Origin of the sequence: Sphingomonas sp. SORGH_AS_0950 (assembly GCF_030818415.1) — a bacterium.
In the GTDB taxonomy this organism is placed as follows: domain Bacteria; phylum Pseudomonadota; class Alphaproteobacteria; order Sphingomonadales; family Sphingomonadaceae; genus Sphingomonas.
On sequence record NZ_JAUTAE010000001.1, the window covers coordinates 798,091 to 813,091 of the forward strand.

The window sequence follows — 15,001 nt, forward strand, 5'->3', positions numbered from 1 at the left end:
CCCGCCCCATCCCCTACCGCTCCCGCGCCGCTTCGGATACGTCGCGGCTGACCGGGTCGATCAGATATTCGATCAGGCGCCGCTGACCGGTGCGGATGTCCGCCGTGGCGCTCAGGCCCGGGGTCAGCGGCACCTGCCGCCCATCCACCCCGATCGTCCGCCGGTCGAGCGCGATGCGAGCCAGATAATAGGGCGCGCTTTTCTCCTCGGTCACCGCATCGCGGCTGACCGACAGGATATGGCCCGGCACCGTGCCGTAGCGGGTGAAGGGATAGGCCTCAAGCTTCACCGCGACCGACTGGCCCGCGCGGACGAAGCCGATGTCGCGGTTGAGGAGCTTGGCCTCCACCGTGACCTGTCCGTTGGGCACCACGACCATCAGCGGCCGGACCGATTCGACCACACCGCCCAGCGTATGGACGCTCAACTGCTGCACCGTGCCATCGACCGGCGCGGTCAGCCGCTGCATCCGGCTGTGCTGGCGCGCCTTGGTCAGTTCCTCGCGGCGCTGCATCGCCTCGGTCTGCGCCTTGGACAGGTCCGCCAGCGCGATCTGGCGCGCCTGCTCGCGCGAACGGGCCAGTTCCTCGGCATAGCGCCCGGCTTCGGAAAGTCCGCGTGAGCGCTGGGCGGCGGCGACGTTGCGGTTGCCCGCCTCGGCCCGCTGCTGGCGTTGCATCTCGAGCACGCGCATGCCCGATGCATAGCCGCGCTGGGCCAGCGTCTCGACCGCCTGGACCTGCCGGTCGAGCAGCGGCTGGTTGGCGGCATAGGTGCGCATCTGCTGCGCAGCCGCCTCGGCATCCGACAAAGCCGAGCGCCGCGCCGCCGCCAGTCCCGCCTCGGTCGCGCGAGCGCCGGCGATCTGCGCGGCGACCAGGCGGCGCTGGGTCGCGGCGACATCGGCGGGCGTCCCCTCGGGCGCGGTGAAGCCCCCTGCCCCGCCGCTCAGGCCGTCGACGATCGCGGCGTTGCGCGCGACATCGATCTCGGCCGCGAGCAGCGCCTGACGCGCCTGTGCCTCGTCAGCGCTTGACAGCGTCGGGTCCAGATCGACGAGCGGCTGGCCGCGCCGCACCACATCGCCCTCATGCACCCAGATGCGCCGGACGATGCCGCCGGTCGCCGACTGCACGAGCTTGACCGACTCCGCCGGGACCGTCCGCCCCTGTGCCGAGGCGACGACATCGACCTTGCCCAGCACCAGCCAGCCGCCGGTCAGCGCCAGACCGCCCATCAGCAGCCAAGCGGTGATCCGCGCGGTCGGCGATACCGGCCGCTCGATCACCTCCAGCGCGGCGGGCAGGAAGCTGTGTTCGAGGGGGCGGGCCGCCCCGCGCCGCTCGGCACGATCCTCGGACCATGCGGTGCGAAAGAGCGCCCAGTTCTGCGCCAGCGTGCTCATGATGCAATTCCATACAGGACGCCCATCTGGCGTCGGTGAAGATCGGCATAGCGCCCGCCGGTGGCGAGCAGTTCGTCATGCGAGCCCGTCTCGACCAGCCGCCCGCGCTCCAGCGCGACAATGCGGTCGCACTGGCGGATCGCGGACAGGCGGTGGGCGATGATGATGACGGTACGCCCCGCCGCCATGCGCTTGAGATTGGTCTGGATGATCTCCTCGCTCTCGGCGTCGAGCGCGGAGGTCGCCTCGTCGAAGATCAAGATGCGCGGGCGGTTGATCAGCGCGCGGGCGATCGCGAGCCGCTGACGCTGGCCGCCCGACAGGTTGGCGCCGCGCTCCTCGATCATCGTGTCATAGCCTTGCGGCAGGCGCGTGATGAACTCGTGCGCGCCCGCCAGCTCTGCGGCCTCCATCACCCGCTCCATCGGCAGCGCGGGGTTGGCGAGCGCGATATTCTCACGCACCGTGCGGTTGAACAGGATATTCTCCTGCAACACCACGCCGATCTGCCGCCGCAGCCAGGCCGGATCGATCTGCGCGACATCGGTGCCGTCGATCAGGACGCGGCCCCCCGCCGGGACATAGAGCCGCTGGAGCAGCTTGGTCAGCGTCGACTTGCCCGAGCCCGACGATCCGACGATGCCCAGCGTGGAGCCCGCCGGAATGGCCAGGTCGATATCCTCCAGCGTCCAGGGGCCGTCATCGCCATAGCGGAAACGAACCCGCTCGAACCGGACGTCGCCCCGGATCGACGGAAGCGCGGTCTGGCTGCCGCTGCCCGGCTCGACCCGGTGGTTGAGCACGTCGCCCAGCCGGTCGACCGCGATGCGGACCTGCTGGAACTCCTGCCACAGCTGCGCCATGCGGATGACCGGACCCGACACGCGCTGCGCGAACATATTGAAGGCGACGAGCGCGCCGACCGTCATGTCCTGCGCGATCACCGCCTGCGCCCCGAAATAGAGGATGGCGGCCAGGTTCAGCTTGGAGATCAGCTGGATCGCCTGCGACCCGCTATTGCCCAGGTCGATGACGCGCTGGTTGGCGGCGGAATAGCCCGCCAGCTTGCGCTCCCAATTGTCCTGCCATTGCGGCTCGACCGCAGCGGCCTTGACCGTCTGGATGCCCGCGATCGTCTCGACCAGAAGCGCGTTGTTCGCCGCGCCGCGCTCGAACTTGTCATCCAGGCGGTTGCGCAGCGGGCCGGTGACCAGCACCGCGACCGCGATATAGGCGGGGATGGCGATGATGCTGATCAGGAACAGCTTGATCGAATAGAGCGCCATCACCGCCAGGAAGACCAGCGCGAAGGCCGGGTCGATCAGCACGGTCAACGAGGCGTTGGTCAGGAATTCGCGGATCGTCTCCAGCTGGCGGACGCGCGCGGCGGTGTCGCCGACCCGGCGCTGTTCAAAATAGCCGAGCGGCAGGCGGAGCAGATGGCGGAACAGCCGCGCACCGAGCTCGACATCGATTTTCTGGCTGGTTTCGGAATAAAGGCGGGTACGGAGCCAGCCGAACGCGGTTTCCCAGAAGGACACCGCGACGAACCCGATCGCCAGCACCGCCAGCGTCGACATGGTGCCATGGACCAGCACCTTGTCCACCACCGTCTGGAAGAACAGGGGCGCCGCCAGCCCCAGCAGGTTGAGCGCCAGCGTCAGCAGCAGCACCTCACCGATCAGCCGGCGATAGCGGACGATCTGCGGAATGAACCAGGAAATGTCGAAGCCGCGCTGGTTGAGGCGTGCGCTCTCGCGCGTGGCGATCAGGACCAGTTCGCCCGACCACATCGCCTCGAACTCGGCGCGGCCGATCTTCACGACCGGCGCCCCAGCCCGCTGGACCAACAGCTCCTCACCCTGCATCCGGCCGATCAGGAACCAGCCCTCCGGGCCGTTGCCCAGCACGGGCAAGGGCATGCGGCCCAGCTCCGTCCAGTCGGCACGGCGCGTCTTGGCGCGAACCCCGTCCATGCCATTGGCCAGACGGACCAGATCGTCCCCGGTCAGGCTGTGGAAATGCCCCAGGCCGTGGCGAAGCTGCTCGGGCTCGACCGCGATGCGATGGATGGCCAATAGCGCGGCGAGCGCCGTCAGCCCGCTATCGTCACGAATAGTTTTGAAATCCACTGTCGACCGTCCACCCGCTCATGGCTTGCCGGAACCGGCGGGCGGCGGGGTGCCGCCCTGTCCGGGCTTCCGACGGTCGGATCGTGGCGGCCTGCACCCCGCTCGGCACCACCATCCGATGCGACCGCAATAGCGTGAAATCCCTACATTTTCGTTGTCACGACAGCGCCTGGTCGATGGGCCGAACAAAAATAAGGCCCGGACGACGGAACTTCGTCGTCCGGGCCTCGCTCTGGCCGCCCAGCTGCGGTCAGCCGAGCTGGAACAGCCCCGATGCCGCCTGATTCGTGTTCAGCTTGTCCGGCGTGACGCCGACCAGCGTGACCGATTCTCCCCCGGCATAACGGAGCAGCGTATTGCCGCCCTCCAGCGAGATCATCGGCTGATAGCCCGACTTGGCAAAGGCGCTGAGGTCGAGCAGGTCATGGCCCGCGCCGAAGTCTCGGATCGTGGCACTGGCCCCCAGCGTGACCAGGAACCGGTCGCTGCCGCTGCCGCCCGTCAGCACCATGTCCCGCCGGTCGGCGAGCAGGATGTCGTCGGTCGCGCCGCCGCTGATCCACCCCTTCGAGTCCGAAACCATCACACCGAAACCGGGCTGGGCCGCGACCCTGGTCGTATCGTGACCACTGGCCGAGAAGGTCTCGGTCGTCGCGCTGCCGCCCGCCGTCTGGGTCACGCGGCGGACCAGAACACCGCCCGTATAGGTCGAGACCACGTTCGTCCCATCGGCCAGCTTCGCGGTGGCCGACAACGGCGTGCCGGTGGCGGCATCCAGCTGCGTCTCGATCCGGTCGCCATTGGTGCGGACCTGCAACTGGGTCGTCGCTCGGCCCTGCGCATCGCGGTACAGCTCGGTCCGGCCATCGGCGCCCGTCTGGCTGGTAAAGGACAGGGTGCCGTCGCTGCGATAGCGGAACACCGCCACAGCCTTGCCGTTAGCATCGACCACCTGCAGCTGCTCGGCATAAGGTTGACCCGAGGCATAATATTGGGTGTTCTCGCCCGTACCGTCGGCATGGGTCACGTACTTGGTCGTCAGCGTCCCCGAAGCATCGTACTTCAGCGTCGTCCACTCTCCGGCAGCCGTGACCGTGACGTCGGACACCAGGGTTCCGGCGGCATTGTAATCGCGGGTTCGCTTGGCGCCGTCGCTTCCCTTGGAATCGACGCGGCTGACCTTGCCGCCGGTATAGGTCGTCGCAGTCACGCCATCGGCCTGCTCGGAGACCAGGTTCAGCAACGTGCCGGTGGCCGCGTCATAGTTGCGCGTGTCGCGCGCGCCCGACGTCGCGATCGTGACGTCGGAGGTCTTGCGCCCCTTTCCGTCATAATAGGAGGCATCGATGCCGCCATCGGCGCGACGCTGCTCGGTGTAGCGCAACGATCCATCGGACCCCAGACGCGTCACCCCCACGACCACGCCCTTGGCGTCGACCTTCTGGACCTGGGTCGTATAATTCTGACCCGTGACATTATAGACGGTGTTCTCCGAGGTGCCGTCCGCCTGCTGGACGAACAGCATCGTCGGCCGCCCGGTCGCCGCATCGACCAGCGTCGTGCGCCAGGTGTTCGATGCGTCGCGGCTCTGGGACTGGATCTTCGAGCCTGCGCTGTTCAACGTATCCGCCGACCACGACCCGTCGGCGTTGAAGGTTTCGAGAACGATATTGCCGGTCGCCAGCTGGCTGCGACGGCTGACCATCACGCCCTGGTCGAACTGGCTTACGATGACATCGCCCGACGCCGGCCGGTCCAGCTGACGCTTCAGCTTGCCGCTGGCGACGTCATAGTCCTTGACGACCTCGCCACCATCGGCGGCGATGACGACATCCTGCGTCATCCGGCCGCTCTGGTCGAAGCTGGTCATCTGGCGCCCGCCATTGTCCAGACGCCGGTCGAGATAGGCCAGGCTGTCATCAGCGTTGCGCCGCTCGACCCCGATCACCTTGCCCTGCGTATCCAGCGTCTGATGCTCGCTGACATAGGTCTGGCCGGTGATGCCCCAGGCATAATTGTCGCCCGAACCATCGGCCCGCTTGACATAGCGGCGGCTGACATTGCCGTTCGCATCGTAGTTCGTCGTGGTCCATGTGTTGGCGGCATCGACCAGCTGCTCGCTCAGCTTCACGCCCTTCGCGTCATATTTGGTCGTTGTGCGTGCGCCATCGGGCGCGACCGTCAGCAGCGAGGTCACGATGCCCGACGAGATCGTGGCAGTGGTCGAACCGCCCGCTGCGGGCTTGGTCACGCGCTGGGTCAGCTGGCCATCGGATGCGTAGGTGAGGATCGTCTGGCCGCCATCGGTCGCGGTCATCGTCTCGACCTGCTTGCCGCCCTTTGCGTCATAGGTCGTCACGGTCAGGCCGTTGCCGTCGCGCCGTTCGGTGTAGACCGCGCTGCCATCGGCGCGGGTCCGGGTCAGCGCGATCACCTTGCCGGCGGTGTTCGTGACCTGAACCTCGGCCGTCCAGCTCTTGCCCGTAATCCCATAGAGCCGCGTCTCGCCGCTGCCATCGGCATAGGCGGCATAGACCGCCGTCACCGCGCCCGTGGCGGTATCATAGGTGGTGGTCGTCTTGTTGCCCGCGGCGTCCACCGCCAGCTGCGACTTGCGCACGCCGTTGGCGTCATAGGCATAGGTGATGCTGGTGCCCGAACCGGCAGGCGCCGCGTCCGTCGAGGTGCCGCCATTGGTCGTGGTCTTGTTGCTCTCCACGAGCTGCGGGGTCTGCCCGGTCTGCGAAGCTGCGGACATATCATAGGTCTTGGTCGTGCGGCTGCCGTCCGGCGCGATGATCGTCGTGCTCGTGCGCTGTCCGCTTGCATTATAATAGGTCAGCGTATGGCTGCCGTCGCTTCCGGTGACGTCGGTATAGTCATAGGTTCCATCGGCATGGGTGCGCACGACGGACATGACCTTGCCCGCCTTCGAGACGATCTGGACTTCGGTCACATAGCTCTTGCCGGTGATGCCGAAGGTCGTGTTCGTATTGGTGCCGTCGGGGCTGGTGACATAGATCTTCGTCGGCTTGCCCGACACCGGATCGAATAGCCGCGTGGTAAAGGTCGCGTCGGCCGCCACTTCGACGAGGCGGATGCAGACGCCGTTCGAGAAGGTCTCCGACTGGCGGCTGCCGTCCGCGCGGACCAGCGTGCGGTCGGTCATCGCGCCGCCGCTATAGGTGATCGTGGTGGTCCCGGCCGTCGTCTGGTCGACACGGGTCTTCACATTGCCGCTGGCCGTATCATAGACCAGCGTCGTCCGATCCCCCTTGGCCGAGACGCTGACCTCCTGCTGCCTGACACCACGGCTGTCGAAGCTGGTCACGACGCTGCTGCCGTCGCCCGGATAACGTTCCGTGCTGACGAAACTGCCATCGGCGCGGATACGCTCGACAAGCGTGACCCGTCCGCCCGCGGCCGTCACCTGGCGCTGGGTGGTCCAGGCCTGGCCGGTGATACCATAGGTGGTGTTCTCGCCGGTGCCGTCCGGCCGTTCGATGAAGACGCGCGTCGCCTTGCCAACGGCATCCAGGTTCGTCGTCGTCCAGACACCGGCCGTATCGACGCGGACGGTCGTGGTCAGCCTGCCGGTCGAGTCGTAGCTGTCTACTTCGCTGCTCTTGTCGGCGGCATTGATCGTCCGGGCCGACAAGATCCCGTTCTTATAGACGCTGTACGTCGTGGACGACGACGTAACCTCGGACATTGCGGTGGGCTTGCCCGTCGCCACGTCATAGGTGATCGTCGTGCGCAGCCCACCAGGCGCCAGCGTGGTCACCTGCGCCAGCTTGCCGCCATTATAGGTCCGATCGCTGACCGTCCCGTCGGCCAGTTCGCTGTGGACATTGGCGAGGACACCGGCCGAATAGCCATAATCCACCGTGCCGGTGAGCTTGCCCGCGCTGTCGAAGCTGCGCTCTTCCTTCCAATTGTCTCCGGTCTGCGTGACCTGGAAGGAATAGCTGCCCTTCACCTTGGACAGGACCGAGCCGTAATTGGCGACCATGTACTTCATCGTCGCGTCCGACGCGACCTGCAGCACCGAGGAGCCGGTCAGCGTGACGCTGTTGAGCCCGGTCGACACCGCGAGCTTGTCGATCTGCGCGACAAAGGCTTCCGCCGTCAGGGTCAGGTCGGGCGCGACGCTGGGCTTGACCTCGGTATAGGCGCCCTTGGCGCCAACCTCGACGATCAGCGGCCGGTCGCCCATGGCGACGGTGATCGAGCTGACATTCGTATAGGTCGCGATCGGCGTCGTGCCGTTCAGCGGATCATAGACATAGACGGTCTTCTGCACCCCGCCAAGATCGATGGTCATCGAACGCGGCGCGGTCGTCGTTTCGGTCTGGCTGGCGCTGTCCCACATCTTAACGTCGCGCCACAGCACCAGGTCGTAGGCGCCATTGCCCTTGGTCATCGCCATCGAATGCCCATCGGCGGGCATATCCTTCAGCGTATAGGCGGTCGCGGCGCTGGCCGCCGTGCCGGTCCCGGCATCGGTATAGGCCAGGATGCTGGTCAGGTTGTGCAGGGCAACGGCCGCCTGCTTGGGAGTGCCGTCCGTCTTGAACAGGCCGAAGTTGAATTCCCGCGCCGGACCCGTCGGCTCCAGGCTGCTGTCAAAAAGTTCGTAAAGAAATGTCTTGCTCGAGCCGTTCTCATACGCATGCAGAACCGCGTTCAACGTCAATTTGGCCTGCGCGCTCTCGTTGACGCCCAGACCGGTGTCGCTCTTGAGGGTCGTATAGCCCGTTTCGGTGACGATGACCGGATCGCCCTTGGCCGCGCCCGCCGCGCGCGCCATCGACGCTTCCATGACCTTGTCCGACTGCCACCCCGTCGCGGTATAGGCATGGGCGTTGCCGTAATCGGCATAGGCCCCCAGATTGCCGATGGCGGCATAGGCCGAGCTGCTCTCAAGACCGATCGACAGGTTGATGACCGGAATGCCGGACAGGGCGGAGTCGCCCTTCACGGCGCCGTACAATGCCTTCTGATAGGCCGCCGCAGCCGCCAGATCGCCGCTGCCCTTGTAGTTGAAAGCCTGAATGTTGACTTCATTCAGCCCTTCGATCGCAAAGATGCTGCCCGCATATTTGCTCTGGAACGCCTTCAGTCCGGCGACATAGTCCGCCATCCCCGCATCGCCCTTGGCAGGCAGATCGGACGACGCCACGAAATCGAACTTGATACCGGCCGCGGCCATCGCGCCGACCGCGGCGCCGCCGGTGCCCAGGTTCGTGAAATGATCACGAACCGTGCTGATCCCAAGGTAATTCAGCGCGCTTAGCACCATGCTGGAATTCGCATAGGCACCGTTCGCGCTGCCCGCATGGGCGTTTACGCCCAGCGTCGAAAGAAAGGCAGAAACGGAAGCAGGTTGAGCAGCCACGGGCTTGGAACTCCGATTAGGTTCGGTCCCCAATATCGGAGTCCATCCGTGGCCGAATCTCTAATCGGAATAGCTAAACCAATTTTAAGTAAATTGGATCAGCGACATAACTCATTGCGCAAACGTTACGTCGCAAAGACCAACAAATGATTAATGCTGCGGAAAGCCTGTTCCCAGCGGCTGCCTGCCCTGAACGTATCAGGCCTGGGTTGGTTCAACCCCGGTCGGAATTTCGGGCTGGGCGCGGCTCCGGGACAGGCGATTGAAAAAGCGGCGACCGGGAACCTCGACGAACCGATAGGTCAGGGTCGCACAGATGACGACCGTGATCAGATAGCCCAGGGCGACCAGATCCATGAGCCAGGACGGGCCGAAATCCATCACCTCGATCCCGCCGATCGCGCCGATCAGCGGCACGTGCAACTTCGCCTGTGCCAGCCGCACGATGACGAACATCACGGCAAAGATGATGAAGTGCACGAGGTAGATCGAATAGGACAATTCCCCCAGCCGCTGCAGCGCCGGAGCACGCATCACACGCGCCACGGCGCCGCCCTCATAGGAGAATAGCAGGATGACTAGGCCGAACACCAGAATATCGAATGAGATGAAGGGCGGCTTGAACCAGAACAACAGAACCATCAGCATGGTCGCGAGTATCTCGGGCCGTGTTCCCTGAAATACGGGATTGCCACGCAGACGCAGATACAGCTCGTATGTCAGATTGCCCGTGAAGAAACCGAACACGCACTGCGCCATGCCCATGCCTTGCACGATGCCCAGTTGCGGGTGGAATATCTCGATATTCAACAACACCAGCCCGGATGCGACAAAGGCCAAGGCGCATCCCAGCAGGCGATGACGGGCCCCGGACAGCAGATAGACCAGCAGAAACACGAGATAGGTGTAGAATTCCGTGCTGATCGACCAGCTCGCTGCGTTCCAGCTCAGGTCGGGGAATGGAATGATGGCATGCAGCAGGAAGATGTTGGCGATCAGCGACGATATGTTGTTCGTACCCTGAAACGCGCCCTCGGCGGCGGAAAACCCGAACTGCATCGCGGCCAGCTTTGCGAGTTCCAGCACGACAAGCACCATCAGCGTGACGAAGTGCAGCGGATATAGGCGTCCAAAACGCCGGATCATGAACCGCCAGCCGTCCCCCGCATCATGCAGCTTGGATCGATAGGCATGGGTAATGACGAAGCCGCTCAGGACGAAAAAGAACGGCACGGCCAGGTTGCCATGCCGCACCAGCGGAACCGCGTAAAAATATCCGGCTGCCTGAAAATGGAACAGGGCGACGATCAGCGCCGCAATGCCCCGCCACGCGTCCAGCGCATCGAACCTGATTTGTCGTTCCGCCATCCAAAAGCCAACCCCGTTCGTTCCCCATGCGGAACAGTGTAACGGGTTCACAACATGAGCTTCTTTAAGGATTACTCAATAGGCCAACAGGCGAATCTGTCCCATGGCGGTGCCACACGGCGTGTCCGGAGACCAATTTGGCCGAAAAGATTGCTGCAGATTACCGGAACAAAATCATTTGGTCATCAAATCGCGATAAACATCGTCAACTTGGCTGACCATACGGTCCGCGGAATACTCCGCCAGAAAACGTTTGCGACCAATTTCTCCAAATGACGGCAATTGATCTTTATCAAGATTGGCGAGCAGAATACGAAGTGCTTGGACGTCACCGGCGGGAAAACTGAAACCATAGCGGCCATGATCCAGAATGTCGTTCAGTCCGCCTGCGTCGGATGCGATCACCGGGCGGCCGAGCCGCATCGCCTCGATAGCGACCAGGCCAAAGCCTTCCCAGCGTGACGGTACGATCACCGCGTCCGCAGCCTTCATCTCGGCCGAGACCTCGTCTCGATCGCGCCAACCGACGAAATCCACAAAATCCAGCGGCTCACCCAAATCGACGCCGTTGCCGACCACCTGACGGCCGACGACGCGGACGCTATATTTCGCCCCAAGAGGTCGAATGGCATCCAGCAGCAAATCCAACCCCTTTTGTCGATCGAACCGCCCGACAAACAACAGCTTGATCCGCGTATCCTGCCATGAAACCGCCGCAACCGGAGGCGGCTCCGTCGCGATCGCATTCGGAATGGTTACCAACTTTCGGACGGGCATTCCGGCTTGTTCGGCAGACTGCCGCTCGTGTTGGGATATCAAAAGGATGCGGTCGACGCGCATAGCCAGAATGCGCTCGACAAGGGTTATCGCACTCCGAATCCATGCGCTCACGGGCATGTTGAAAGCCCAGCCATGCGGGCAGAAAACCAAGCGGTGGCGGCGAAACCAGGGTACGATGCGGGTACAGACCCCAGCGCCGAACGAATGAGCATGGACGATGTCAGGGCGATAGCGCCTCAAACATGCCAAATATGCAAAAAACAACATCACCATGCCCAGTAATCGATTGGGGCGATGGAAATATATGAGTGAAATGCCACTATCGATCAGTCGAGGCTCAAGATCAGGGATGTGCTGGCGCGGCATCAGCAGCATAAGCTGCGCGGGCCCGTATAGCTTGGCTTGCGGAGTAAGGAGCTCCGCAAGATAGCTTCCAGTCCCCCCGATGATGCTGTCGCAAACGTGCAGCACCCGAGGTGCCCCGCGCGCAGGACCGTGCTCCGACGCCATGGCGCGACTCAAACCAGGACCGTACCGACGATCGGCACGCGGTGCTGGTCCAGAACGTCGATCAGCGCACGGGTCGGCCGGACTTGCGTCACATTCTTGCGCGCGACGATCACCGCCGCGTCGAAGCCATGCAGCGCGTTGGCGATGCTGGCGGCGCTATGCGCCTCGTTCAGCGCGATCGCGACGATGACCTGATCGACCCGCGCATTCCATTCGTCGCGCTGCTCGATCAGCGGACGACGCTCGACCGGATCGGCCACGCCGCCCTCGCCGCGCCCCGTCCCGATCACCGTCAGCCCGACCAGCGGCGTCGACTGGACCACCGGCGAATCCGAACAGCCGAACAGTTCGGCGACGCGCGGATGCGCATGGTTGGTGTCGACCACCAGCGTCGACGATCCCATATGCGTCGTCACCACCGCCAGATTGGCGGCCATCACCGCCAGCGCCTCGTTGCAATCGAGACCGATCAGCGCGCAGTAACGCGTGTCGCGCGACACGTCTTCATAACGCTGGACGATCGAGCTGCGGATGCTGCGGATCGCGACGACATAGGGGTCGTCCATCGTGAAGGCCGCGACCAGCAGGGGATCGATCCCCTGTCCTGTCGCCCGCCCCTGAAGCGCCTCAGCCTCGGCATAGGACTGCGCGGAATTCGCGCTCGAACGGAGCCTCACGCCATTACCTCCCGGTTTGCGGCCCAGCCGCTATTTTGCGTCGACCGCAAGTCGGTCATATCCGCCAGCACGTCCAGATCGAGCGACTGCGACGTGCCCGCCGGCGTGCGCAGGCGCGGCCGGAGCATTTCGGAGCCCAGTGCCGCCGCCAGTCCGGTGCCCGCGCCCAGGATGATGGCGGCGATCAGCCACAGCACCAGATTGGGCTTGGACGGCAGCAGCGGCGGTTCGGCCGGATCGAGGCTGCTGGCATTGGCCCGCGAAATCTCGCTCTGAAGCGTGGCTTCGTTGAAGCGCTGGCGCACCGTGTCATAGGTCTGGCGCGCGGCGTCGACGTCACGCTGGAGCACGTTCAGATCGTCCTGCACGCTCGACAAGGCAACCATCCGGGCCTGCTGCTGCGCCAGATCGGAACGAAGCGTGGCTTCGCGCTGGGCCGCTGCCGAACTGGCGGCGGTCAGGGCCTGGGCCTGTACCGACCGAGCATTGCCCAGCTGGCTGCGCAGCGCAGCAAGTTGCGCATTCGCCGCGACCATGTCCGGGTGGTTCGGACCCAGCGTCTTCGACAGTTCGGCCACGCGACCGGCCTGGACGCCGATTTCGCGCTGGAGATCCTGCACGATGGTCGACTGCGCAACCTCCGGCTGCGCGGCCGAGCCCGACTTGGAACGGGCGGCGGCAGCGGCGGCCTGGGCCGCGACGAGCTCGGTCGACAGGCTGCGGGCCTTGTCGGCCTCGAGATCCATGCGGTTCACGCCGACGATGCCATGCTGGCGCTGGAAGTCGGACAGGCGGCGCTGCGCCTGTTCCAGTCGGCTGCGAACCTCCGCGGTCCGGGCGTCATACCATTTGGCATTCTCGCGCGCAGCGACGCTACGCAGCGCCACCTGCTTGCCCAGAAACACCTCGGTGATGATGTTCAGCGTCTTGGCCGCTTCCTGCGGGGTAGGTGCCGTATAGCTGAGCTGAATGACATTGCTGCCCTTGTCGGCATCGGCCTTCAGATTGCGGCGAAGAATGCCGACCGCACGCTGCATGCGCGATTCCGCCGTGCCTTCCCCCGCCTTGGCGAGGACCGATGGCGGCGCACGACGCGCCACCTCTTCGAGCACGGCACCGCTGCGGATGATGTCGAGCTGGGTCCCGATGATCGTGTCGATCACCGAGGCGGCGGTCTCGCTGGCCTGACGTTCGGTCGTCGGATCGCGCTGGGTCAGATCGATCAGGATCGACGAACTGGCGGTGTAGGCGCGCGGCTGGAGAAAGCCGAGCACCGCGATGAGCGCGAAGACCACGCCGCCCACGACGATCGCCAGTCGGCTGCGATGGCGCAACGCCATCAAAAGATCGGAAAAACTGGTCATGCCATGGGCCCTCCCTGCTCCAGGAACGCTCGCAGGTCGGAGCGCAGGCCCTGGTCGGCCGGTTGCGGATCAATCCTGCCGCTGTGCAGCAGGAGGTAGAATTGCGGCGCAAGCGCGTCGTCGAACAGATATTGGCCGTCGATCGCGCTGGGCCGCAAGATGGGACGGAGCATGTCGAACGCGGCCTGGACGACCGCCGGGTCGAGCGAGCCGTCGCCGATCGCCAGCGCGGTGATCTCGGCCTGGTCGACCCGCGTGCGCATCGCCGCCGCATAGGCGATCAGCGCGATCACGAAGCGGTGCCCGGTCGGCAGCCGGGCGCACCGCACCAGCAGGTCCGCCGTCGTGGCGCTCAGCATTCGCCAGTCCGCAAAGGCCTTGCCGAACCCGATGCGCACGATCTCGCGATCGATCCGGCTCACGCCCGCCTTCTCGGCGGCCAGCGCGCAGTTCAGGCCGAAAAGCCGCAGGTGATAGGGCGAGCCATAGGCCGCCGACGCGACCTCGGTCGCCGCGCCGTCCTCGACCGTCAGCCCGGCCTGCGTGCAGCAGCGCACGAACAGGTCCTTGAGCGACTCCGCGCCGATCCCGCCGACCGGCACCGACACCATGTGGCGGCGCAGCGAGGGATGGCCCTGGATCAGATCCTCGACATTGGCGGCGATGCCGACCGTCACGACCCGCGTCGTGGCGCGCATATCGGTCAGCAGCTTCATCAGCGCCGCGACCTCGGACTTGGTCGCCGCCGACTCCACGCGATCGAATTCGTCGAGCACCAGGATGACCGGCCGACGCACCCGCTCCGCCAGGATGCTGGCCAGCGCGCGCGCGTCGAACGGCGCATCAAGCAGCGCCGCGATATCGCCGCGCCGCAATCCGCCGCCGGGAATGGTCGCCAATTCGGTGAGATAGGGGCGATACAGCTCTGAGAAGCTCAGGTCGCCGCTGGCGAGATTATAGAGGACCACCGCCCCCTTTTCGTCCGCCAGATCGCCGAACACGCGCGACAGCGAAGTCTTGCCCGAGCCGCGCGCGCCGAAGACGATGCCGTGCTTGCCATTCTCGATGACCGCCTCGACCAGACGGTTCAGCTCTTCGGCCCGCCCCGCCAGTCCGGCGCGGCTTTCGACCGGCATGCCGGTGTCGAACGCGGCATGGATCCGCGCACGCGCCGACCCCGACGGAGCGGGCGCAGGCGCGGCGAAGGCCGGGGCGACCGGCACCGGCGACCGCACCGCGCCGTCGACCGGCACGCGGCCCATCGGCCGCTCACCCGTTACCGGGCGCGGCAAGCCGGTGGCCGCTTCCGCCGTGCCCCCCATCAGCCAGGCCTTGATCGCGGCCAGCCATGTCTTGAACCCCATCTA

General features: G+C 65.2%; 8 protein-coding genes. All 8 read right to left on the minus strand.

Annotated features, from left to right (window positions below; genetic code table 11):
- Window positions 1–13: 13 nt before the first annotated feature.
- The 8 genes from QE385_RS03295 to QE385_RS03330 all read right to left on the minus strand — a co-directional run bounded on the left by QE385_RS03295 (window position 14) and on the right by QE385_RS03330 (window position 14,998).
- Complete coding sequence (locus tag QE385_RS03295; RefSeq protein WP_307099049.1) at window positions 14–1,405, minus strand: HlyD family type I secretion periplasmic adaptor subunit; 1,392 nt, start codon at window positions 1,403–1,405, stop codon at window positions 14–16.
- Complete coding sequence (locus QE385_RS03300) at window positions 1,402–3,537, minus strand: type I secretion system permease/ATPase (RefSeq protein ID WP_307099051.1); 2,136 nt, start codon at window positions 3,535–3,537, stop codon at window positions 1,402–1,404. Before QE385_RS03300 ends, QE385_RS03295 begins: the two co-directional genes overlap by 4 nt.
- Before the next feature lie 250 nt (window positions 3,538–3,787).
- On the minus strand, window positions 3,788–8,935 hold the full coding sequence (locus tag QE385_RS03305; protein ID WP_307099052.1) for a hypothetical protein: 5,148 nt from the start codon (window positions 8,933–8,935) through the stop codon (window positions 3,788–3,790).
- A gap of 198 nt (window positions 8,936–9,133) precedes the next feature.
- The gene (locus QE385_RS03310; RefSeq protein WP_307099054.1) at window positions 9,134–10,303 is read right to left on the minus strand and encodes an acyltransferase; all 1,170 of its coding nucleotides are present in this window, start codon (window positions 10,301–10,303) and stop codon (window positions 9,134–9,136) included.
- A gap of 174 nt (window positions 10,304–10,477) precedes the next feature.
- On the minus strand, window positions 10,478–11,593 hold the full coding sequence (locus QE385_RS03315; protein WP_307099056.1) for a glycosyltransferase: 1,116 nt from the start codon (window positions 11,591–11,593) through the stop codon (window positions 10,478–10,480).
- Between the two features lie 8 nt (window positions 11,594–11,601).
- Window positions 11,602–12,270, minus strand: coding sequence for a hypothetical protein (locus tag QE385_RS03320; protein WP_307099059.1), 669 nt, complete (start codon window positions 12,268–12,270; stop codon window positions 11,602–11,604).
- Window positions 12,267–13,634, minus strand: a complete 1,368-nt coding sequence (locus QE385_RS03325) for a GNVR domain-containing protein (protein ID WP_307099061.1) — start codon at window positions 13,632–13,634, stop codon at window positions 12,267–12,269. The genes QE385_RS03320 and QE385_RS03325 overlap by 4 nt, the downstream gene beginning before the upstream one ends.
- Complete coding sequence (locus tag QE385_RS03330) at window positions 13,631–14,998, minus strand: ATP-binding protein (protein ID WP_307099063.1); 1,368 nt, start codon at window positions 14,996–14,998, stop codon at window positions 13,631–13,633. The genes QE385_RS03325 and QE385_RS03330 overlap by 4 nt, the downstream gene beginning before the upstream one ends.
- Between the last annotated feature and the right edge of the window lie 3 nt (window positions 14,999–15,001).

What these genes read in the sequence shown, in the direction of transcription:
- QE385_RS03295 (WP_307099049.1), bottom strand. Translation starts at nt 1,405, where the DNA reads ATGAGCACGCTGGCGCAGAACTGGGCGCTCTTTCGCACCGCATGGTCC.
- QE385_RS03310 (WP_307099054.1), bottom strand. Translation starts at nt 10,303, where the DNA reads ATGGCGGAACGACAAATCAGGTTCGATGCGCTGGACGCGTGGCGGGGC.
- QE385_RS03315 (WP_307099056.1), bottom strand. Translation starts at nt 11,593, where the DNA reads ATGGCGTCGGAGCACGGTCCTGCGCGCGGGGCACCTCGGGTGCTGCAC.
- QE385_RS03325 (WP_307099061.1), bottom strand. Translation starts at nt 13,634, where the DNA reads ATGACCAGTTTTTCCGATCTTTTGATGGCGTTGCGCCATCGCAGCCGA.
- QE385_RS03330 (WP_307099063.1), bottom strand. Translation starts at nt 14,998, where the DNA reads ATGGGGTTCAAGACATGGCTGGCCGCGATCAAGGCCTGGCTGATGGGG.